This window comes from Duncaniella sp. B8 (genome assembly GCF_005304985.1).
GTDB classification, from domain to species: domain Bacteria; phylum Bacteroidota; class Bacteroidia; order Bacteroidales; family Muribaculaceae; genus Duncaniella; species Duncaniella muris.
The window spans coordinates 2308119-2330174 of record NZ_CP040121.1 but is presented as its reverse complement, the minus strand read 5'-3'; the positions used below and the strand labels follow the sequence as shown (position 1 = coordinate 2330174).

Genomic DNA, 22056 nt, shown 5'->3' with positions numbered 1-22056 from the left:
ACCAAAAACACGGAAACCATTCCGAGAAAGAAAATTTAAGAATCAGCATTTGATTTTTTCTGATGATTTGTTGTAAATTTGTGATGCGTAAAATTTTATCATCAGTCTAAAACACATCAGTATATGCAATTCAAAGGTCAGATCACGGCCATTGCCACGCTTGTGCTTGCCGGCGTGATTCCACACTGCGCCATCGCACAGTCCAAAGAAATCAGCGTTCAGACACCCGGCGGACAGCACGTCAGAGTAAGCGCCGTAAGCGACAACATCATCAAAGTAAGTAACTGGAATGCCGGAGAAACTTTGCCGGAAACCGCCACTTCGGTATTGAACGGCCAATGCGGGACTGTATCATCAAGCACGGCTCCGGGCATCTGCGTGATGACAACCGGCGGCGGAATAGTTGTCCGGGTAGACAGCCTGACCGGCTCTGTTGACATCAGCGCCGGCCCGAAACGATCAGTCAGTGACAACGGTCTGCGCACACTCGCCGGCGGACAGAGGCGGCTCGAACTGTCGACCGTAGGCGAAGGTTCATTCTACGGCGCAGGCGAACGCGGCTACAGTTTCAACCTTGCGGGTGACACTCTTGTGATGTACAACAAACAGAACTACGGCTACACCGCAGGCGAAGAACGCATCCGTCAGATGAACATCACAATGCCGCTGTTTCTCTCGTCAAACGGCTATGCAGTTGTATTCGATGACTTTGCAGCCGCCAGCATGATCATGTCCAATCCGATTGTCTACACAAGCGAATCACGGTCACCAATTTCATATTATTTCATCAACGGCGCCGGATCACTCGCTTCAGTGACACGAGAACTGTCAGCGCTTACCGGCCGGCAGAAACTGCCCCCGTTCTGGGCCCTCGGATACATAACTTCAAAATACGGCTATCACACCCAGCAGGAGACTCTCGGTGTGGTTGACACTCTCAAACGGGCCGGTTATCCGCTTGACGGAATCGTGCTCGACCTCTACTGGTACGGCAAAGAGGAAGACATGGGGCGTCTGGCCTGGGATCAGCAGCAGTGGCCCGACCATAAGAAAATGCTTTCCGATCTCAAAGAGCACGGTGTAAACACGGTCATCATATCCCAGCCCTACATTCTCCGCAACGGACGCGGTCTTGAAAACTACAATGAGCTTGCATCGAAAGGCCTCCTGGTCAAGGATTCGACCGGAGGCCCGCAGGAAGTCAAAATCTGGGTCGGCGAAGGCGGCATGTTTGATGTCTCTAATCCTGACACCAGGTCGTGGCTGAGCGAGCGCTACAAGGCTCTTACCCTTGAAGGTGTCGGAGGCTGGTGGGGCGATCTCGGCGAACCCGAAGTGCACCCTGAAACCGGCATACACGCCAACGGACTCAGCGCCCGTGAATACCATAATCTCTACGGCAACGACTGGTCATCAGTCATATCTGACCTGTTTGCCTCGGAGTTTCCAGACCGCAGGCTCATGACCATGATGCGCGGAGGCACTACAGGCCTGCAGCGCTACAGCGTCTACCCCTGGTCAACTGATGTATCCCGCTCCTGGGGCGGACTGCAGCCGCAGATCACCATCATGCTCAACTCCGGGCTCAGCGGCCTGGGCTACATGAGCCACGATGTGGGCGGTTTTGCAATCGACCCGGATGCACCCTATGATCCCGAACTGTATGTGCGGTGGCTCCAGCTCGGCACCTTCTCTCCCATCCTCCGCACTCATGCCCAGGCTACGGCAGAACCTTACAATTATCCGGACCAACAGCACATAATCCTGCCCCTGATCAAGGAACGCTACAGATGGCTGCCATACAACTACACTCTGGCCTACGAAAATGCCTCGCAGGGTCTGCCCCTTGTGCGCCCGCTCAATTTCTATAGTTCCGGATCTGACAGATTCGATGACATCACAGATGAATATCTCTGGGGATGCGACATCCTCGTGGCTCCGGTCATGACCCAGGGCGCAACCCGGCGCAGCATTGTCTTCCCCGATGGCCTCTGGGTCGACTACAACAATCCAGGCAGACTTTACAACGGCGGAGATACCGTCACCTATCCCGCGCCACTTGAAGTGCTCCCACTCTTTGTCCGCGCAGGTGCCATCATCCCGCAGGCCGACTATGGCATGCAGTCGACTGAAGACTACCGAACCGACCGTTATACGATAAACTACTATCCGTATCTCGGCAAATCGGAATACACTCTGTTTGAAGATGACCGCAAATCGCCCGGCTCACTCGATGAAGGTGCTTATTCTCTCATAAATTTCACCGGCGAAGCCTCCATTGAAGGGATAAATCTTGACATCTCGTCTCAAGGCACATATCCGGGAGCGCCGAAAGTCAAAGATCTGACATTCCGGATTCACCTTGTTGACGGCGACCCTTCATCAGTCAGCGTTGACGGACACAAGCTGAAACGCGGAGCATGGAAATTTGACCGCAGCGAATCCATGCTGACATTCAAAATCAAATGGAACGTTGACAAACCTCTGGCAATACATATCCGCTAAACAGTCTCCCCCCCCACAAAAAAAGTCCATGACCAATGGCCAAGCGCCACAGTTCATGGGCCTTTTTTTTACGGATTACATCATGCAATCTTCTCGTGCTGACGTGTGCCCAAAACTCAATGCCTCCGAGATGCGATAAAATCACTTTTTTTTCGTAACTTCGCGATTGCATCGGCATTATGCCGCTAATGTACCAAAAGTCAATAACCTATCATAGACATGAAACAGTGCATACTCTTCTCGCTGACACTGTCGGCTTCTCTTCTGCTGCCGTTCGGCTCCAGGGCCGATGGCTATCGCAATCCGGTGATACCGGGTTTTCATCCCGACCCTTCAGTAGTGGCAGTCGGTGATGATTTTTATCTTGTGAACTCGTCATTCTGCTATTTTCCGGGAGTGCCCCTCTATCACAGCAAAGACCTTGTCAACTGGCAGCAGACAGGCCATGTGCTTGACCGCGAAAGTCAGCTGAATCTCAAAGGCGCCTCTGTCTGGGGCGGTATCTATGCCCCGACTATCAGATATGACAACGGACGGTTCTATATGATCACCACCAATGTCTCGGACAAAGGAAATTTTCTCGTGCACACCACCGATCCGGCAAAAGGCTGGAGTGATCCGGTGTGGCTCAGGCAGGGAGGCATTGATCCATCGCTATATTTCGAGGACGGCCGATGCTACATGGTCAGCAATCCTGACAACGGCATATGGCTGTGTGAGATCAACCCGCTCAGCGGAGAGCAACTGAGTGAAAGCCGGCACATATGGGACGGAACAGGCGGTCGATATCCCGAAGCACCGCACATTTACAAAAAAGACGGCTGGTATTATCTGTTGATAGCCGAAGGAGGCACTGAACCGGGCCACAGTGTGACCATAGCCCGCAGCCGTGACATAGCCGGGCCTTACACAGCCAATCCGGCAAATCCGATACTCACTCATTTCAACCGGGCTGGACAGGCCAACCCCATCCAGGGAACCGGACATGCCGATTTCGTCCAGGCTCCTGACGGATCATGGTGGCTGGTATGTCTCGGATTCCGCCAGCAGAACGGCGCGCACCATCTTCTCGGACGCGAGACTTATCTTGCTCCGGTACGATGGGACGAAAACGCCTGGCCTGTGGTCAACGGCAACGGAATCATCAGCCTTGACATGGATGTGCCGACATTGCCGCTCAGACCGCTCCCTCCCAAAAAGCAGCGCGACAATTTCGACAGCAAGACTCTCGGCCACGAATGGGTGTGGCTCAGAAATCCGGTGACCGGCAACTACAGCTATGGCAAAGGCAGTCTGAAACTCAAAGGCACCTCCGCCGGACCGGATAGCACGACCGAATCACCGACAATGCTGTTACGCCGTCAGGAGCATATCAATTTCACGGCAACTACAGCTGTCAGCCTTGAGAATCCATCGGCCGGGAGCGAAGCCGGCCTGACGGTATTCGCCTCCGAGCCGTCGCACTATGACATGTTCGTCACTCAGAAAACCGACGGGAGCAAAACGGTCGCGCTCAGATACCGGCTTAACGAACTGACCCATATCGAAAAGGAACTCTCACTCCCGCATGACTGCAAAAAGGCGATACTGCGAGTTACCGCAAGCCCGACTGTCTACAGTTTCTCCGCATCAACTGACGAAGGCAAGAGCTTTCAGGAGCTCGGGAAGATGAACACCCGCTATCTCTCAACCGAAACCGCCGGAGGATTCACCGGCACATTCATCGGGCTATATGCCGTCTCGCCTGATAATCACGGAGACGGAATTTTTGACTATTTCGACTACATTCCTAAATCAGAATAGAATAAATGAGAACTTTTTTAATAGCCCTCGCTCTTGCGCTGACTGCAGGAGGAGCCTCGGCAAAGGTCAGGCCTTCGGCTATGATCAGTGACAACATGGTGCTTCAGCAGAATGCCAGCGCACGCATATTCGGCAGCGCCGATCCGGGATCGACTGTGACCGTGACTCCGTCATGGAACAACAAGCCCTACTCAACCACCACTGACCGCACCGGCCAGTGGTGCCTGGCCATTGACACCCCCGGCGGCAGTTTCGACAAGCACACCATCACGATTTCTGACGGCGAGCCGATAACGGTCGGCAACGTGCTCGTCGGTGAAGTCTGGCTGGCTTCCGGACAGTCCAACATGCAGATGCCGCTGAAAGGATTTCCCGGCTGCTGCACCGAAGGCGGATATGATGAGATTGCGTCTTCACGCCGGCAGGCCGACAAAGTCAGATTTTTCACCGTGCCCCTGACACAGAGCTATACTCCGGTTGACACTGTCAATGCTTCATGGGCTATTCCCACACCTGAAACCGCTGCTGAGTTCAGCGCCCTCGCATGGCATCTGGCCAAGCGCATGAGCGATGTGCTTGGTGTGCCTGTGGGCATTGTCAGTGCGGCTTATGGCGGTGCCAAAGTTGAAAGCTGGACTCCCAGAGAGCTGCTTGAGACATACAAGGATGTGTCGCTTGATCCGAAAGACATCGAACCGATGGTCCACTACCTGCGCCCGATGCTGATGTATAACGCTATGTTTGTACCCATCAGCAACTACACCTATAAAGGTATCCTGTGGTATCAGGGTTGCTCCAACGTATCCACCTGGCAGACCTATGCCGAACGGCTTGAGGCTATGGTGAAACACTGGAGAGACCGGATAGCCATCGGTGACATTCCGTTTTACAGTGTTGAGATCGCACCGTATGAATACGGCGACCCTTCTGAGCAAGGCAAAGCGCCTCTGCTGCGCGAGGCTCAGCGGAAAGCCGTGGAGCGGATTCCGAACAGCGGAATCATCTGCACGAACGATCTCGTAAAGCCTTATGAACGTTTCAACATCCATCCGGCCGACAAAGCGGCTGTAGGCAAGCGTCTTTGTGACCTTGTGCTTAACAAGACTTACGGCAAAAAGCAGTTCCCGGTAGAAAGTCCACGCTATAAAAGCCACAAATTCAAAGACGGAGCCGCATGGGTTGCTATAGACTCTCCTTGTGACGGCATCTGCCGCAACTATGACATACAGGGCTTTGAGGTTGCAGGTGCTGACAAAGTCTTCCACCCGGCCGATTCCGTGTGGCTCCACTGGCAGACAAACGAAATGGTGGTTTCAAGCAAAGAGGTGCCGCAACCGGTGGCTGTCCGCTACGGCTGGCGCGATTTCATGCCGGGCAATCTACATGCCGGCAACTATCTGCCCCTGATTCCGTTCCGGACCGATGACTGGGAGTAAGCTCCGCCGCCCCACCCTCCTGCATCTGCCGGACAGATCCTAAAAAACAAGGCCGTAACACACGCTTTATGAAGCTTGTATGTGTTACGGCCTTTGCTATATCCTGTTAGTCTGCGAGCGCCTGATCGAGATCATTAAGAATGTCGTCGATATCCTCGATGCCTACCGACAGTCGCACGAGATCCGGAGCTACGCCGGCTTCTCTCAGCTGCTCGTCGGTCAGCTGGCGGTGGGTATGGCTTGCAGGATGCAGGACACAGGTCCTGGCATCAGCCACATGGGTCACTATAGCGATAAACCGGAGTTTGTCCATGAACTCTATCGCATCTTCGCGCGAACCCTTAAGTCCGAACGAGATCACACCGCAAGTGCCCTGCGGCATCTGCTTCCGGGCGAGTTCATAATACTTGTTGCCCGGCAGTCCGGCATAGTTCACCCAGCTGACTTTCGGGTGCTTTTCAAGCCATTCGGCCACCTTCTGTGCGTTCTCGCAATGACGGGGCACACGAAGATGCAGGGTTTCAAGACCGATGTTGAGCAGAAACGAATTGTGGGGCGAAGGAATTGATCCGAGGTCACGCATCAGCTGAGCTGTTGCCTTGGTGATAAACGCACCCTTCCCGAAAGCCTTGGTGTATGTGAGTCCGTGATATGATTCGTCAGGAGTGGTCAGGCCCGGAAATTTATCGGCATAGGCATCCCAGTCAAAGTTACCGCTGTCCACTATGGCTCCGCCTACGCTTGTGGCATGGCCGTCCATATATTTAGAAGTGGAATGTGTCACGATGTCCGCGCCCCACTCAAACGGGCGGCAGTTGATGGGCGTGGCGAATGTATTGTCGACAATCAGCGGCACACCGTTGGCATGGGCCACTTTGGCAAATTTCTCAATGTCAAGCACATCATTGCTCGGATTGGAGATAGTCTCGCCGAAAAGCAGCTTTGTGTTGGGCCGGAAAGCCGCAGCGATTTCCTCTTCCGTAGAATTCGGGCTGATGAAAGTGCAGTCAATGCCCATTTTCTTCATTGTCACGGCAAAAAGGTTGAATGTGCCTCCATATATTGCCGATGAGCAGACGAAATGATCGCCGCTCTGACAGATGTTGAACACGGCATAGAAGTTTGCGGCCTGGCCTGAAGATGTCAGTATCGCAGCCACACCGCCCTCAAGTTCCGCAATCTTAGCCGCTACGGCATCATTTGTGGGGTTGGCAAGACGTGTATAGAAATAACCGCTTTCCTCAAGGTCGAAAAGCCTGGCCATCTGTTCGGAACTTGAATATTTGAAGGTTGTGCTCTGAATGATCGGCAAGACACGGGGCTGCCCGTTTTCAGGCTTCCAACCGCCCTGCACACAAATAGTACCGCTGTTAAGTTTATTTGACATTATTGTTATTATTAAGTATTTTTGCAAAGGTAATAAAATTTTAGCAACTCCGTAACCGGCTTTTGTCCATGATAACTTTTGACAATCTCAGAGATCTTCTGAAAAGCAACCGCTCCGTGCGCCGTTTCGACGGTTCAAAGTCTGTCGGCGCAGAAATTCTGAAGCAATTGGTCGAACTGACCCGCTACTGCGCATCGGCCCGCAACATGCAGCCTCTGCGCTATCGCCTTGTCAGCACACCTGAGGAGTGTCTGTTTCCGGCTCTGAAATGGGCCGGCTATCTGACTGACTGGGCCGGTCCGTCAGAGGAGGAACGCCCGACGGCCTATCTTGTGCAATGCCTCGACACGGAACTGGCAGGCAACTGCCTGTGTGACGACGGGCTTCATCTTGAAGCCCTGACACTCGGAGCCTCTGCCCTCGGAATCAACGGTTGCATAATAAAAGCGTTCAATGCAGCCGAGGTGGTACGATCGCTCGCGATACCTGAACGATACAAGCCTTTATATGTGCTTGCTTTAGGCTATCCGGCTGAAAAAGTCGAAATCATATCCACTGACGGTACAAGCCAGGCAGACATCCGCTACTTCCGTGATGACGCAGATGTCCACATCGTGCCCAAACGGCCTTTGGAAGAACTTATCATCAGCTGAAACAAACCCTGCGGCAGCGCCGTCTCACAAGACCGCCACAAAATGCAAGGCCATCGGCTGAATCCTGACATGGATACTGCCGATGGCCTTGTATTTTCAGTGCCTGAGATCTTCAGCGGTCAGCCTCCGAAGTTGTCATAGTGGACAGATTCGGGATCAACGCCAAGATCATCGAGCATCTTGTTGACGGCGGCGCTCATCGGGCCGGGGCCACACATATAGTATTCGATATCTTCCGGATCTGGATGGTCCTTGAGATATGTCTCATAGATCACCTGATGAACAAATCCGGCGGTGTATTTCACTCCTGCGGCATCAGCTGCCGGATCTGGGCGGTCAAGAGCGAGATGGAACTTGAAGTTGGGGAAGTCCTTTTCAAGCTGCATGAAATCGTCGAGATAGAACACCTCGTTGAGCGCACGGGCTCCGTAGAAATAGTTCATCACGCGGTCGCGGGTCTGGAGCGTCTTGGTGAGCCACATGATCTGTGCGCGAAGCGGGGCCATACCTGCGCCGCCGCCTATCCACATCATCTCGGCCTTTGAATCGACAATCGGGTGGAAATCGCCGTAAGGACCGCTCATGCGCACCTTGTCACCGGGCTTGAGGGTAAAGATGTAGCTCGAAGCGATACCCGGCATCACATCCTGGAATCCCACCTGGGGTTTCGGCTTGAAAGGTGGAGTGGCGATGCGGACTGTCAGCATGATGCGGTCGCCTTCTTCCGGATAGTTGGCCATCGAATAGGCGCGGACAGTTGTCTCCGTGTTGCGGCATTTCAGTCCGAAAAGTCCGAATTTTTCCCATGCGGGAAGATATTCGGCACCGATCGAATCCTTGTCAATGTCTTTGTCATAGTCCATATCGAAGGTAGGAATCTTTATCTGGGCATATGAACCGGGGATGAAATCCATGTGGGCGCCTTCAGGAAGAGCCACAATGAACTCCTTGATGAAGGTGGCCACATTGCGGTTTGAGATCACCTCGCATTCCCATTCCTTGACGTCAAGCGCAGAGGCCGGAATGCCGATAGAGCAATCTTCCTTCACCTTTACCTGGCAACCGAGGCGCCAATGGTCCTGCTGCTGTTTGCGTGAGAAGTGCACCTTTTCAGTAGGAAGTATGTCACCGCCACCTGAAAAGACCTGACATTTGCACTGTCCGCAACTTCCTTTTCCGCCACAGGCCGAGGGGAGGAAGATGTTTTCGTCAGCGAGTGTTGAGAGCAGAGCTTTGCCTGAGTCGGCTTCCACAACGGTATCATTGTTAATCGTGATCTTTACTTTGCCCGAATGGACAAGATATTTCTTGGCGAGCAGCAGAATCATCACAAGAAAAAGTGTGATGATCAGAAAGATGCAAACGCCTGAGAGTATTGTCAGCATATCTGTGAAATTCAGTAATAACAAGGGTTAGTAAATCAGATCTTGATTCCGAGGAAGCTCATGAAGGCTATGCCCATCAGTGCGGTGAGGATGAAAGTGATGCCAACTCCGCGCAGTGGTTTCGGAATGTTAGAGTATGTGGCAAGACGCTCGCGTATGGCAGCGATGGCAGTGATAGCCAGCAGCCAGCCGAGCCCCCAGCCGCCACCTGCACAGACTGCGGTCCAGACCGAGGGGAAATCACGCTGCTGCATGAAGAGCGAGCCGCCGAGAATGGCACAGTTCACTGCGATAAGGGGTAGGAAGATGCCGAGCGACGAGTAAAGCGCGGGGCTGTATTTCTCTACCGTCATTTCGACAAGCTGTGTCATCGAGGCTATGACGGCGATGAACATTATGAGCGAAAGGAAGCTTAGATCCACGTCGGCATATTCCGGACCGAGCCATGAGAGCGCTCCGGCACTAAGCACATAGGTCTGCAGAAGATAGTTGACCGGCAGAGTGACCACAAGCATGAAAGTCACGGCCACGCCAAGTCCGAAAGCCGTCTTTACGTTCTTCGAAACGGCAATGAATGAACACATGCCGAGGAAATAGGCGAAAATCATATTGTCGATGAATATCGACCGTATGAAGATATTTAAATTTTCCAACTCTGATAGTTTTAAACTGTAAACACTATTTTTAGCGAACACTCGGAGATCAATCCTCCTGGAGATCCTTGTTGTAGGAACGCTGCACCCAGATGATGCAGGCTACGAGGATCAGAGCCATCGGGGGAAGGATCATCAGACCGTTGTTGACATATCCGGCATTGTAGAAGCTCTGCGGTATCACCTGATAGCCCAGAAGAGTTCCGCTGCCCAAGAGTTCGCGGAAGAAACCTACTATGACGAGGATGACGGCATAGCCGATGCCGTTGCCGACACCGTCGAGAAACGAAGGCCAGGGCTTGTTGGCCATCGCGAAGGCTTCGAGACGCCCCATAAGGATACAGTTGGTGATGATGAGTCCGATGAATACCGAGAGTTGTTTGGAGGCATCATAGGCGTAGGCTTTCAACACCTGATCGACTATGACCACGAGTCCGGCAACCACTACGAGCTGCACGATGATACGGATGTTTGTCGGAATGGTGTTGCGAAGAAGCGAGATGATGACGTTGGCGAATGCCAGAACGGCGATCACCGACACTCCCATGACGATTGACGGTTCAAGTTTGGCAGTGACCGCAAGGACAGAGCAGATACCGAGGATCTGCACCACCACGGGATTATTTTTTGACAGAGGGTTGAAAAGCACCTCTTTTGCTTTGATTTTGTCAGCCATGACTTATAGAAGTTTTTTCATCGCGGCAGATCTCATCTGACTGTCTGCTGCGAAAGGTTCTGAAGAAATTTCTTATAGGGGGTCAGACAGTTGTCGAGCATTGATCCGACTCCTTTTGAAGTGATCGTGCCACCGGAAATTCCGTCGACATAGTCTTCACCGTCAAGCGGAGCCTGGCCGGCCTTGACTACGGCGATAGGGCGGAAACGGCCGTCTTTGAACACCTGTTTGCCTGCGAACTGGCTGCTGAAAGCCGGTTTCTCGATTTCAGCTCCAAGTCCCGGAGTCTCTCCCTGATGGGCAAAATAGGCGCCATAGATTGTTGAGCCGTCGGAATCGAAGGCCACATAACCCCAGATCGGGCCCCAGAGGCCGGCGCCGTAGACCGGAAGAATGTATTTCTGTACTCCTTCGGAGACGGTGCAGACATAGACCGGGAGTTCTCTGCGGTCAGGGGCAAGTTTTGCCTGCGTGGCCACATCAACATCGAAAGCCTTGACATTGTCAAGAGTCTCGCCGCGCTCGTTGACCACAAACTGCGATGTGATATAACGGTCAAAGTCGGCCACAATCCTGTCTTTTTCAGGCGTGATCATGGCTGCCGCAAGAATCTGCGCCATTTTATCGGCGTTGACATTCTCCTGCTGACGCGGGCGCAGTGCGAGCGCTGTGGCCGCCAGTGCCGTCCCGACGACGATGACAAGTACTATTATATATATAATGGTGTATGTATTGCTTTGCTTGTTCATTGCTGTTAATGGATGAAGTGAACGTTAATGCAAAATTTCAGAGCCTCATTCGGCGCTCTGGCGCAGACGGCGCATGCGACGGGCCACATTGAGCTGAACCACACAATGGTCAATCAGAGGCGCAAGAGCATTGGCAAGAAGCACTGCCAACATGGCGCCTTCGGGATAACCGTTGTTGTAGGTACGGATGATTATGGCCATCACGCCCACAAGGAGTCCGTAGAAATACTTGCCGGCATTTGTTCTGGCCGCGGTCACCGGATCTGTGGCCATGAAGACAGCCGCAAAGGCGAAACCGCCGAACAGAAGCTGGTCGGCAGGCGAAAGGAACGAAGCCGGATAAGTCGGGGTGGCGAATACGTTTGCAATCCATCCCATCAGCAACCCGCCGGCCACCACGCTCAGCATGATACGCCAGGAGGCGATGCCGGTGGCAAGCAATATGACAGCTCCGATAAGAATGGCCAGCGTGGATGTCTCGCCGAATGATCCGGGGATCAGACCGAGAAAAGCATCCCAGGTGCTGATCACATTGCCCTGAAGGTTGAGCAGCTCAAGGTCGCCGCCGCTGAACGAGGCGATCTGTCCCAGAGGAGTGGCTCCAGAAAAAGCATCTGGCAGGTCATAGCCAAGACCGCAGATAGAGTTGGTCGACACGAACACTTTGTCGCCGCTCATCTGGGCCGGATAGCCGAAGAAGAGGACGGCGCGGGTCACGAGGGCCACATTGAATATATTATAGCCTGTGCCGCCAAACACCTCCTTGACAAAGATAACCGAGAAGGCCGTGGCCACGGCAAGCATCCACAGCGGAGTCTCTATCGGGCATATCAGCGGGATAAGGATGCCGGTTACAAGGAAGCCTTCCTGGATCTCCTCGCGACGCCATTGGGCAACCACGAATTCAATGCCGAGACCTACTGCGTAGGCCACCACAATGCGCGGGAGCACTGCAAGGAATCCATAGGCCATGATCTGCCAGAACGGAAACGATGCCGCGCCGGCTGCCAGCCAGTTCTGATAGCCGGTGTTATACATGCCGAAAAGCAGGCAGGGCATCAGTGCGAGCACCACTATGATCATCACTCGCTTGGAGTCAAGGCTGTCATGGATATTGACTCCCGATGTGGATGTAGAGTTCGGGGTGTAAAGAAAGGTCTCAAACCCGTCGAACACACTGCGGAAAGCATGCAGCTTTCCATCAGGCTCGAAATTCGGTTTGATCCTGTTAAGATAATTTCTTAGCGCTTTCATTGTTGAAATGTTGAATCTAAAAACAATCGTCAGACTTCGTTTCGGAGATAGTCAAGACCCTCGCGGACAATTTTCTGAAGTTCCAGCTTCGACGGATCGACATATTCGGCAAGAGCGAAATCTTCCGGAGCCACCTCATAGATGCCCAGAGCCTCCATGCGGTCAATATCTTTCGCGAGAATAGCTTTGACCAGATATTCCGGAAGGATATCCATAGGGAATACCTTGTCATATTCTCCTGACATGATCATGGCGCGGCGTCCGCCGTTGAGACGTGCGTCGGGCGAAAATTTACGCCTGAGGAAACGGCCGATGAACGACGGGCTTACACTCATCTTCGACGGGCTCATCGAAGCCCAGCCCATGAACTCGTCGGCATCATCACCTTCGGGAATAACCGTAACCTGACGGTAGGGATAACGCAGGAAACCGTCCTCGCCTACCGGCACACCGGTCAGCACATTTCCGGAAATCACACGGTGATGCCGTCCGTCATCCTTGACATTGCCACCGACAAGAGCAGTCATCTCTGCGCCGGCAACTGCTGTCACCACCTGCGGATGCTCAACCTCGCTTCCGGTCACAGCCACTTCTACAGTCCAGTCAGGCTTGCCGGTCAATGCAAGCGACCCGATCCGGACAAGCGTCACGATGTCGAGAGTCAGCACGACCTCGCCCTTGTTGACCGGATCAATGTTGGCAATCTGGACTCCGGCATTTCCGGCCGGATGCAGACGCGGAAATTCCACCATCTCCACCCCATCGGAATCAGGCAGCGAAGATCCTTTTTCCACACCTATATATATAGGGCCGCTGCAGAGAGTCCGCAGCACGTCAATACCGGCCTTCAGCTCGGCCGTCTTTCCTTTGACCGACTCTTCAAGCGAAAGAGCCAGCGGAGCAGTGTCCATTGCGGTCACCATTATCGCCCTCGGCTTCACTGCCGAATGAGGCACAACATCAAACGGGCGCTGACGCATCATGGCCCACAGGCCGCTTTTGGCAAGAGCCCGGCGCACGGTAGCGGCATCGGCGCCTGCAAAAGGCTTGCAGGTCTCGGCCTGACACTCTGCCGCATCCACGGCAATTACCACTCGTTCGATCTTACGGCGCGCTCCACGCACGACAGCCTCGACCACACCTGCGGCAGGAGCCACAAGTCTGACCGACGGATCATTTTTGTCGTGAAGCAGAGGCGAACCGATGCTGACCATATCGCCTTCCTTGACGTCAAGTTTAGGCACAAATCCCGGAAAATCGTCAGGCACTACGGCCACACGGCCCACACAGGCCTTTCCGACGGACTCCTTAGAGGTCAAGCCACCTTCAAGATTAAGGTTTAAGCCTTTAGTTAGGCTGACAGTCCTTCTCATCCTTAGAAATATAAATTATACCTTTATTAGAAATTGTAAGGCACAAAGATAGTAAATAGATTTGGATATTTCTTAATCATGTTTAAGTAAAATAATCACAAATAATTAAAAAGCGAAATCCCGGCTCAACTTTCCTTTACATTTTAAGCGCACCGCACTGAAAAAAAGAAGCAAAACGTTTGCAAACACCGAAATTTCCTTATAATTTTGCAATATCGTTTACAAAACACCATTGACAGAGCCTTAAATTCGAAGCCATAACCAAGGTCCGATATAGCCTCTACTATCTCTGAACCTATTCAATCATCAAAACTAATAACCAATAAACCAATAAACTTAAAATTTTAGTAATTACAAATTATGGAAGCTCAAAAGCCCACCCAGCCCGCAAAGGCCAATGCCAAGAACAACTCCGGCAGCAACGTAGCCGGAATCAAGAATGCCTTCCTGGTTATTCTCGCCTGCTTCGTAGTAGCAGTATGTCTTTTCATCTTCTGGTTCGGTCACGAATCTCACTTTGAAGAAGGCCACCCCATCGACCTCTGGGGCACCATCTATAAGGGCGGTTTCATCGTGCCTATCCTCCAGACCCTCTTCCTCACTGTAATCGTTCTCTCTGTTGAACGTTGGATCGCCATCTCTTCTGCAAAGGGCAAAGGCTCTATCCAGAAGTTCGTTGCCGGCGTTAAGAAATGCCTCGCCGCCAATGACATCCAGGGTGCCAAGAACCTCTGCAAGAACCAGAAGGGTTCAGTTGCCGCTGTTGTTGCCGCAGCTCTCGTAAGCTACGAAGAAATGGACAAGAACACCATCCTCACCAAAGAACAGAAGATCGCCAACCTTCAGAAGACTGTAGAAGAAGCTACCGCTCTTGAAATGCCCGCTCTTCAGCAGAACCTCCCGATCGTCGCTACCCTCACCACCCTCGGTACTCTCGTCGGTCTTCTCGGTACTGTGATGGGTATGATCAAATCATTCCAGGCTCTCGCAGCATCCGGTGCTCCTGACTCAACCGAACTTTCAACCGGTATCTCTGAGGCACTTATCAACACCGCCTTCGGTATCGCAACCGGTGCATTCGCTGTAATCTCTTACAACTTCTACACCAACAAGATCGACAACCTGACCTACGCTATCGACGAGATCGGTTACTCTATCGTGCAGACATTCACAGCTACACACTAATCCCTAATTACAGATTCAACTAACCAAGGTTTAATCCAATTCAAATTAACCTATAACAATTAGATAATCGTAATATGGGAAAAGTAAAAATGAAGAGAAAAAGCACCCTCATCGACATGACCGCGATGAGTGACGTGACTGTGCTCTTGCTTACTTTCTTCATGTTGACATCTACCTTCCTTCAGAAGGAGCCGGTCACAGTGCTGACCCCCTCCTCTGTATCAGAGCAGAAGGTACCGACCGCCAACCTGGCGTCGATACTCGTGAGCCCTGAGGGGAAAATCTTCATCTCCATTGCCGGTGACGCTGACGCCGAAACCAAAGACACATGGGGATCTGAGGCTCTCCGCAAGACGATTCTTGATGAAGCAGTAACGCTCTACAACAAGCAGCACCCCAGCAATCAGGTGCAGCTCAGTGTGGCACAGCGCGAAGCATTCTCTAAAATCAATATGTTCGGTGTTCCTTTCCAGGTACTCCCCCAGTTCCTTTCAATGTCTCAGACTGATCAGGACAAATTCATCACTGACATGACTCAGAAAGGTGTCGGAATTCCTATCAATGACAACAAGGACATGGAACACCTCAATGAGTTCCAGATATGGATGCGCGCCATCTACAACTCAGGCAACGAAAACCTCGTGAAAGCCATGAAAAAAGGTGAAGGTATCGCCGTCAAGGCCGATAAAGACACCTCTTATGACATTGTTCACGATGTGCTCGACAACCTGCAGACCCTCAAGATGAACCGCTTCAGCATCCAGACTGCGTTAAAAACTGAGCAAGACTAATCATTATGGCACAAATAGAACAATCAGACGGCGGCAAGAAGAAAAAAGGCGCCCAGAAAAAGATGTCTATCCACGTGGACTTCACCCCCATGGTGGACATGAACATGCTTCTGATTACATTCTTCATGCTTTGTACCACAATGATCAAATCTCAGACCCTCACCATCTCACTCCCCTCGAATGAGAAAGTTGAGGAACAGCAGATGAACAAAGCAAAGGAATCAGAGGCTATCACCCTCATCCTGACTACTGAACGCAATGCCAACGGCGAAGTCAAGAAAGATGACGCAGGCCGCCCCATGAACGTGGTTTACTACTACGAAGGCATGCCTGAAATCGCTGACGCTAACGGCGACGGTCTTATTGACAACAACAAGCTCAACGCTGAAAAATTCCTCGGTAACGACGGAAAACTCCAGCAAGGCATCCGCAAGATCCTCCACGATCGTAACCTCCAGGTTCTGAGTAAAATCGAAAAAGAGAAAGCTCGCTGGCGCGCCAAAGAGTTCTCTCCGATTTCAGCAGTCAACGACTCTATCTATCAGGCTCGTGCCCGCGAAATCCGTAACGACTCTACTCTTACCCGTCCGGTGGTTATCATCAAGGCCACTCCTGAAGCTTCATGGGAAAGCCTGATCAGCGCTCTCGACGAAATGCAGATCAACCAGATTTCCCGCTACCAGATTGACAACATCAACCAGGTAGACTCAGCGCTCATTCTTGACTTCCTCAAGAAGAACCCGAAGAAGTAATCTTTTGATGACAGATATATAATTAACCCTGAAAAATTTCTATTGAAACTATGGCAAAAGACGTAGATCTTTCATCAAAAGAATGGATTGACATAATTTTCGAAGGCAAGAACAAAGACTTCGGAGCCTATGAGCTCCGCAAGGCTTCTGCCGGACGCCACAACCGCGCGATGCTCGTTATTCTTATCGTGCTCCTCCTGGTCGGCCTCCTCGGTCTCCTCGCAAACACCGTGCTTCAGAAAGCTGAAGAACGTCCCGAAGACCAGATCGAACAGGCCATGATCGACTACACTGCCGATGACCAGCAGGACGATGAGCCCGAAGAAGAAGAAATGCAGCGCGTAGAGGAGCAGAAGCCCGAAGCTCTTCCTGAAGAAATCCTCAACACCGTAAAGGCAACCGAACTTCAGATCACAAAAGACGAAGAAGTAGTAGAGGAAATCAAATCTCAGGACGAACTCAAGGACACTGACACTGCCGTGGGTACCACTGACTTTGACAAGGGTACCGATGACCTCAATGTGGTTCGCGAACACAAAGAAGAAGTAATCGTTGAAGAAAAGAAACCCGAACCCGTGGATGACAACCAGGTATTCACCGTGGTTGAACAGAAACCCCAGTTCCCCGGTGGCGATGCCGCACTCCTCAAATGGGTGAGCGAGCACATCCGCTACCCGGCCATGGCTCAGGAGAACAACATTCAGGGACGCGTAGTCGTACAGTTCGTCGTCACCAAGACCGGTAAGGTCGGTGAAGTGAAGGTGCTCCGCTCTAAGGACCCCGATCTTGACAAGGAAGCTGTGCGCGTGGTGAAGTCACTTCCCGCATTCGTCCCCGGCAAGATGAACGGTCACGCGGTGAACGTATGGTACACCCTCCCCGTGACATTCAAACTCCAGGGTATCTGATCCTGACTCGATTCTCATCAGACTAACGGCAGCCGCCGTCTTTACCTGTTGCGGTAAAGACGGCGGCTCGTTTTTTGCCTCAATCCTGACTGACAACTCAACCAATCGGCATGATTTTTGTTAAACTATTATAGTAGCCGGTCAAACAACGCACCGGCCAAGGCCCAGGCCCCTCTGCGGGCCATCATGACAGACAAAACTCACTACTTCAACATAGCTCATGAACTTCAACAATTTCACTATCAAATCACAGGAAGCCATTCAGAAGGCTATCGAAATTACCCGCGGAGCAGGTAATCAGGCCATCGAACCCGTGCATCTTCTCAAAGGAGTCATGACTGAAGGCGAATCGCTCATCAACTTCATCTTTTCCAAAGTCGGAGCCAATACTGCCACTTTGATGCGACAAGTTGACAGCAAGATTGCAGCCGAACCGAAAGTGTCGGGAGGCGAACCTTATCTCAGCCGCAGTTCAAACGACGTCCTGCAGAAAGCACTTGACTTAGCAAAAAAGCAAGGTGACGAATATGTCACCCTCGAAGCTCTGCTTTTAGCCATCTTCTCAGTCAACTCTCCGGCATCGACCATTCTCAAGGACGCCGGATTGAGCCAACGGGAACTCGAATCGGCTATCGCAGAACTCCGCAAAGGCAAAAAAGCTACTGACCAAAGTGCCGAAGACACCTATCAGGCCCTCTCGAAATATGCCATCAACCTGAACGAACGCGCCCGTGAAGGCAAGCTCGATCCGGTGATAGGCCGCGACGATGAAATCCGCCGTGTGCTTCAGATCCTCTCGCGACGAACAAAAAACAACCCCATGCTCATCGGCGAACCTGGCACCGGTAAAACAGCCATAGCCGAAGGCCTTGCCCAGCGCATAGTCCGCGGCGACGTTCCGGAAAATCTGCGCACCAAGCAGATCTACTCTCTTGACATGGGAGCCCTCGTCGCAGGCGCCAAATACAAAGGCGAATTCGAAGAGCGACTCAAAGCCATAGTCAACGAAGTCACCGGAGCCGACGGCGAGATCATACTCTTCATTGACGAGATCCACACCCTCGTCGGAGCAGGCAAAGGAGAAGGCGCGATGGATGCCGCCAACATACTGAAACCCGCGCTCGCCCGCGGCGAACTCCGCTCCATCGGAGCCACGACTCTTGACGAATATCAGAAATATTTCGAAAAAGACAAAGCACTCGAACGCCGCTTCCAGAAAGTGATGGTCAACGAACCTGACGAGGCCGCCGCCATTGCCATCCTCCGCGGCCTGAAGGAACGCTACGAAAATCACCACAAAGTCCGCATCCGCGACGAAGCGATCATAGCCGCCGTAACCCTGTCAGAACGCTATATAACCGACCGCTTCCTTCCCGACAAAGCCATCGACCTGGTGGACGAGGCCGCCTCCAAGCTGCGTCTTGAGATCGACTCCGTGCCGCAGGCTCTTGACGAAATCACCCGTCTGATTGCCCAGAAAGAGATTGAGCGCGAGGCCATCAAGCGCGAGGGTGACAAAGAAAAAGTCAAGGAAATTGAAAAATCGCTCGCCGATCTGCGCGATCAGGAAAAAGAATTCACAGCCAAATGGAAGGCCGAGAAAGACCTGATCAACAAGATCCAGCAGAACAAGATAGACATCGAACAGCTCAACTTCGACGCCGAACGCGCCGAACGCGAGGGCGACTATGCCAAAGTGGCAGAAATCCGCTACTCGAAAGTACAGCAGAAAGAACAGGAAAACGCCGCCATTCAGGAACAGCTGAAAATGATGCAGGGAGAAAAAGCCTTCATTAAAGAAGAGGTTGACTCGGAAGACATAGCCGATGTGGTTTCCCGATGGACAGGAATTCCTGTCAACAAGATGGTGCAGAGCGAAAAAGAAAAACTCCTCCATCTCGAAGCCGAACTCCACAACCGGGTTGTCGGGCAGAACGATGCTATCGCAGCCATAGCCGATGCTGTACGCCGCTCACGCGCAGGCCTCAACGATCCACGTCGCCCCATCGGTTCGTTCATCTTCCTCGGCACCACCGGTGTCGGCAAGACAGAACTGGCAAAAGCCCTCGCCGAATATCTGTTTGACGATGAAAACATGATGACCCGAATCGACATGAGCGAATATCAGGAGAAACACTCCGTCAGCCGACTCGTCGGAGCACCTCCGGGATATGTAGGCTACGACGAAGGCGGACAGCTGACCGAAGCCGTAAGGCGCAAGCCCTACTCCGTGGTTCTGTTCGACGAAATCGAGAAAGCCCACCCCGATGTGTTCAACATCCTGCTGCAGGTACTTGATGACGGCCGTCTGACCGACAACAAAGGCCGCATGGTCAACTTCAAGAACACCATCATCATCATGACCTCCAACATGGGCTCGCCTCTCATCCGCGACAACTTCGCAAAAATGACTCCCGAAAACCGAGGCGAAGTCATTGATAAGACCAAAGGCGAAGTGATCGAACTTCTCAAGCAGACTATCCGTCCGGAATTCCTCAACCGCATCGACGAGATCATAATGTTCACGCCGCTCAACGAGAAGGAAATCGAAGAAATCGTAGGCCTGCAGATCAAGTCGATCCAGCGGATGCTCGCCAAAAACGGAATCACCCTCGAAGTCACCCCGAAGGCCTTGAAATTTCTCGCCGAAGAGGGCTACGATCCGGAATTCGGAGCCCGTCCGGTCAAGCGAGTGATCCACCGTCTGGTGCTCAACCAGCTATCGAAAGACATTCTCGCCCAGAAAGTAGACCGCGAACATCCGATCATAATCGACCATGACGGATCTGACATCGTATTCAGGAACTGATCCTTGCGCCGACAATGGCGCTCTTTATCAATAATTTATCATACTCTACCTATTTTTTACTCAAAACTATTTTACTGCAACTTATGAAAAAATTTCTTTATCTGCTCTTAGTCCTTCCGTTACTCGGCGTCTTCACATCATGTGACGATGACGACAAGGACCTCCCCAACGTATCTCTGGCAATTGACTATTCAGGAGGCACCGAGGAAAACGGAGTTGTCAGCGTAGTTCAGGGAAACACCCTCGAAATCAACGCCCTGAAAGCCATCCCGGCAGAAGGCACCAAAGAAGCTACGCTCACCAATGTTGTATATTTCCTTGACGGTGTGCCCGTTGGCCGTACTGATATCATGCCTTTCGCCATCAACATCAACACTACCGAACTCGAAGTAGGCGAACACTATCTCGGCGTCCAGGCAACAGTGCTCCAGGTCGGCAAATCTGTCGGATTCGCAGTAGCCCGCTTCAAATTCAACGTCCTCCCCAACGACACTCAGGAACCCGGCGGAGACCAAGGCGGTGAAGGCGGCGGCACTCTTACCCCCGACACCCAGATCACTGATCAGGGAAAATAAGCACATGAGATTCACTATGTGACATCAATCCGATATGGCGGCCATTCTGCCCGACCTTTCAACAAGGACGGCCGGAGTGACCGCCATTACACGCTCCGGATAAAGACCCCAGACAAGCCAACCGACACCGGTCTTCTCATTTATGCCGGATAGTTGCAGTTGATACCAAAAAAAATATTAATTTTGCACCGTAATACGGCCCTACAGTTTCAACACCTGTTTACAATTCAATTCACCACGCATCAAAGCCATAAGCTGATTATGCTTCACCTCCGTTTCAACCAGATCTCAATTCTGATTATTCTTCTCTTGGCCTCGGCCGCATGCTCTACGCCAAAAGACATCACTTATTTTCAAGATCTTAAAGACGCTCAGATCTACACAGTCCCCACCCAGACAATAAAGATCAAACCGGCCGACAAGATTTCAATCGTCGTGAACTCACGTGACGCGCAGCTCACCGACATGTTCAATCTGCCCTACGTCCCGCGCAACATCGGCACCTCGGCATCCAGCCGCGGAACCAGTCAGGGACTCAGCGCATACACCGTATCGCCGGAAGGCTCGATTGACTTTCCTTTCCTTGGCGAAATCAAAGTCGAAGGCATGACACGCCTTGAAATCGCCGCCCTCATCAAAGGCATGCTTATCTCCAAAGACCTCGTACGCGACCCCGTGGTGACAGTCGAACTTACCAACGGAATCGTAACCGTGATGGGCGAAGTAGCAAAACCCGGTTCATACGCCATTGACCGTGATGACATGACCATACTCGACGCGCTCGGCCTCGCCGGCGACCTCACTATCTATGGCAAGCGTCAGGAAGTCAAACTCGTGCGCAGCTACGGCGACCGCCAGGAAACATACATCGTAAGCCTGCTCGATGTAGAGAAACTGCGCAACTCCCCGGCCTATTTCGTGCAGCAGGACGACGTAATCTACATTGATCCCAACAAAACCAGAATCCGCCAGAGCACACTCAACGGCAACACCTTCCAGTCAACATCATTCTGGATCTCCCTCGCATCTCTGGCCACAACAATCACCTCGCTCATCATACTCAAGTGATGCCGACGGCCTCTTTTTCAGACCGTCACGCCAAATTCCAACCGGATTCATCCTCTCCAAAGGCCAAGGCCAGAACCAGGAGATTGTTAAAAAA

18 protein-coding genes are annotated in these 22056 nt (G+C 52.2%); 11 read left to right on the top strand and 7 right to left on the bottom strand.

The window, feature by feature from the left end; translation table 11 throughout:
* Positions 1–123 precede the first annotated feature (123 nt).
* From FDZ78_RS09935 to FDZ78_RS09925, 3 genes are all read left to right on the top strand, one after another.
* Positions 124–2505, top strand: coding sequence for a TIM-barrel domain-containing protein (locus FDZ78_RS09935; RefSeq protein WP_136408491.1), 2382 nt, complete (start codon positions 124–126; stop codon positions 2503–2505).
* Positions 2506–2724: 219 nt separating this feature from the next.
* Complete coding sequence (locus tag FDZ78_RS09930; protein WP_124075570.1) at positions 2725–4308, top strand: glycoside hydrolase family 43 protein; 1584 nt, start codon at positions 2725–2727, stop codon at positions 4306–4308.
* Positions 4309–4313: 5 nt separating this feature from the next.
* Positions 4314–5744 (top strand): sialate O-acetylesterase, encoded by a 1431-nt coding sequence (locus FDZ78_RS09925; RefSeq protein WP_136408490.1) that lies wholly within the window; start codon positions 4314–4316, stop codon positions 5742–5744.
* A gap of 106 nt (positions 5745–5850) precedes the next feature.
* Here FDZ78_RS09925 and FDZ78_RS09920 read toward each other — a convergent pair whose 3' ends face one another.
* On the bottom strand, positions 5851–7131 hold the full coding sequence (locus tag FDZ78_RS09920) for an O-acetylhomoserine aminocarboxypropyltransferase/cysteine synthase family protein (protein ID WP_107032736.1): 1281 nt from the start codon (positions 7129–7131) through the stop codon (positions 5851–5853).
* Between the two features lie 68 nt (positions 7132–7199).
* On the opposite strand from FDZ78_RS09920, the gene FDZ78_RS09915 reads away from it, so the two are divergent.
* Entirely contained in the window at positions 7200–7784 is a 585-nt protein-coding gene (locus tag FDZ78_RS09915; protein WP_136408489.1) for a nitroreductase family protein, read from the top strand.
* Between the two features lie 119 nt (positions 7785–7903).
* Here the strand turns inward: FDZ78_RS09915 and nqrF are convergent, their stop codons facing one another.
* Genes nqrF through FDZ78_RS09885 form a run of 6 tightly spaced genes read right to left on the bottom strand, consistent with a single transcriptional unit; the run spans position 7904 to position 13874 of the window.
* Positions 7904–9169, bottom strand: coding sequence for an NADH:ubiquinone reductase (Na(+)-transporting) subunit F (gene nqrF / locus FDZ78_RS09910; protein WP_107032734.1), 1266 nt, complete (start codon positions 9167–9169; stop codon positions 7904–7906).
* Between the two features lie 35 nt (positions 9170–9204).
* Positions 9205–9822 (bottom strand): NADH:ubiquinone reductase (Na(+)-transporting) subunit E, encoded by a 618-nt coding sequence (gene nqrE / locus FDZ78_RS09905; protein WP_107032733.1) that lies wholly within the window; start codon positions 9820–9822, stop codon positions 9205–9207.
* 49 nt (positions 9823–9871) lie between these two features.
* Entirely contained in the window at positions 9872–10498 is a 627-nt protein-coding gene (locus FDZ78_RS09900) for an NADH:ubiquinone reductase (Na(+)-transporting) subunit D (protein WP_107032732.1), read from the bottom strand.
* Positions 10499–10530: 32 nt separating this feature from the next.
* Positions 10531–11247: an NADH:ubiquinone reductase (Na(+)-transporting) subunit C gene (gene nqrC / locus FDZ78_RS09895; protein WP_107032731.1), complete on the bottom strand. Its 717-nt coding sequence runs from the start codon at positions 11245–11247 to the stop codon at positions 10531–10533.
* Between the two features lie 45 nt (positions 11248–11292).
* Positions 11293–12501 carry an NADH:ubiquinone reductase (Na(+)-transporting) subunit B gene (locus FDZ78_RS09890; protein WP_123399328.1) on the bottom strand — a complete coding sequence of 403 codons (1209 nt, stop codon included), beginning with the start codon at positions 12499–12501 and terminating at the stop codon, positions 11293–11295.
* 29 nt (positions 12502–12530) lie between these two features.
* Complete coding sequence (locus FDZ78_RS09885) at positions 12531–13874, bottom strand: Na(+)-translocating NADH-quinone reductase subunit A (RefSeq protein ID WP_136408488.1); 1344 nt, start codon at positions 13872–13874, stop codon at positions 12531–12533.
* A gap of 360 nt (positions 13875–14234) precedes the next feature.
* Between FDZ78_RS09885 and FDZ78_RS09880 the strand changes: the two genes are divergently transcribed.
* The 7 genes from FDZ78_RS09880 (at position 14235) to FDZ78_RS09850 (ending at position 21962) form a co-directional block, all read left to right on the top strand.
* Positions 14235–15059: a MotA/TolQ/ExbB proton channel family protein gene (locus FDZ78_RS09880; protein WP_107032728.1), complete on the top strand. Its 825-nt coding sequence runs from the start codon at positions 14235–14237 to the stop codon at positions 15057–15059.
* 74 nt (positions 15060–15133) lie between these two features.
* Entirely contained in the window at positions 15134–15850 is a 717-nt protein-coding gene (locus tag FDZ78_RS09875) for a biopolymer transporter ExbD (RefSeq protein WP_107032727.1), read from the top strand.
* A gap of 5 nt (positions 15851–15855) precedes the next feature.
* The gene (locus tag FDZ78_RS09870) at positions 15856–16602 is read left to right on the top strand and encodes a biopolymer transporter ExbD (protein ID WP_123399324.1); all 747 of its coding nucleotides are present in this window, start codon (positions 15856–15858) and stop codon (positions 16600–16602) included.
* A 50-nt stretch (positions 16603–16652) separates the two neighbouring features.
* Positions 16653–17510, top strand: coding sequence for an energy transducer TonB (locus FDZ78_RS09865; protein ID WP_124075568.1), 858 nt, complete (start codon positions 16653–16655; stop codon positions 17508–17510).
* Between the two features lie 220 nt (positions 17511–17730).
* Positions 17731–20319, top strand: a complete 2589-nt coding sequence (gene clpB, locus FDZ78_RS09860) for an ATP-dependent chaperone ClpB (protein WP_123399320.1) — start codon at positions 17731–17733, stop codon at positions 20317–20319.
* A gap of 83 nt (positions 20320–20402) precedes the next feature.
* Entirely contained in the window at positions 20403–20894 is a 492-nt protein-coding gene (locus FDZ78_RS09855; RefSeq protein WP_107032723.1) for a hypothetical protein, read from the top strand.
* Positions 20895–21155: 261 nt separating this feature from the next.
* Positions 21156–21962, top strand: coding sequence for a polysaccharide biosynthesis/export family protein (locus FDZ78_RS09850; protein ID WP_136408487.1), 807 nt, complete (start codon positions 21156–21158; stop codon positions 21960–21962).
* The last annotated feature ends 94 nt before the right edge of the window (positions 21963–22056 follow it).

Bases quoted from the DNA above. Each gene is read 5' to 3' on its own strand.
- FDZ78_RS09850 (WP_136408487.1), top strand. From the start codon at position 21,156: ATGCTTCACCTCCGTTTCAACCAGATCTCAATTCTGATTATTCTTCTC.
- nqrF (WP_107032734.1), bottom strand. From the start codon at position 9,169: ATGCTGACAATACTCTCAGGCGTTTGCATCTTTCTGATCATCACACTT.
- FDZ78_RS09870 (WP_123399324.1), top strand. From the start codon at position 15,856: ATGGCACAAATAGAACAATCAGACGGCGGCAAGAAGAAAAAAGGCGCC.
- FDZ78_RS09875 (WP_107032727.1), top strand. From the start codon at position 15,134: ATGGGAAAAGTAAAAATGAAGAGAAAAAGCACCCTCATCGACATGACC.
- FDZ78_RS09930 (WP_124075570.1), top strand. From the start codon at position 2,725: ATGAAACAGTGCATACTCTTCTCGCTGACACTGTCGGCTTCTCTTCTG.
- FDZ78_RS09885 (WP_136408488.1), bottom strand. From the start codon at position 13,874: ATGAGAAGGACTGTCAGCCTAACTAAAGGCTTAAACCTTAATCTTGAA.
- nqrC (WP_107032731.1), bottom strand. From the start codon at position 11,247: ATGAACAAGCAAAGCAATACATACACCATTATATATATAATAGTACTT.
- FDZ78_RS09925 (WP_136408490.1), top strand. From the start codon at position 4,314: ATGAGAACTTTTTTAATAGCCCTCGCTCTTGCGCTGACTGCAGGAGGA.
- FDZ78_RS09880 (WP_107032728.1), top strand. From the start codon at position 14,235: ATGGAAGCTCAAAAGCCCACCCAGCCCGCAAAGGCCAATGCCAAGAAC.
- FDZ78_RS09935 (WP_136408491.1), top strand. From the start codon at position 124: ATGCAATTCAAAGGTCAGATCACGGCCATTGCCACGCTTGTGCTTGCC.
- FDZ78_RS09890 (WP_123399328.1), bottom strand. From the start codon at position 12,501: ATGAAAGCGCTAAGAAATTATCTTAACAGGATCAAACCGAATTTCGAG.
- FDZ78_RS09915 (WP_136408489.1), top strand. From the start codon at position 7,200: ATGATAACTTTTGACAATCTCAGAGATCTTCTGAAAAGCAACCGCTCC.
- FDZ78_RS09855 (WP_107032723.1), top strand. From the start codon at position 20,403: ATGAAAAAATTTCTTTATCTGCTCTTAGTCCTTCCGTTACTCGGCGTC.
- FDZ78_RS09865 (WP_124075568.1), top strand. From the start codon at position 16,653: ATGGCAAAAGACGTAGATCTTTCATCAAAAGAATGGATTGACATAATT.
- FDZ78_RS09920 (WP_107032736.1), bottom strand. From the start codon at position 7,131: ATGTCAAATAAACTTAACAGCGGTACTATTTGTGTGCAGGGCGGTTGG.
- FDZ78_RS09900 (WP_107032732.1), bottom strand. From the start codon at position 10,498: ATGGCTGACAAAATCAAAGCAAAAGAGGTGCTTTTCAACCCTCTGTCA.
- clpB (WP_123399320.1), top strand. From the start codon at position 17,731: ATGAACTTCAACAATTTCACTATCAAATCACAGGAAGCCATTCAGAAG.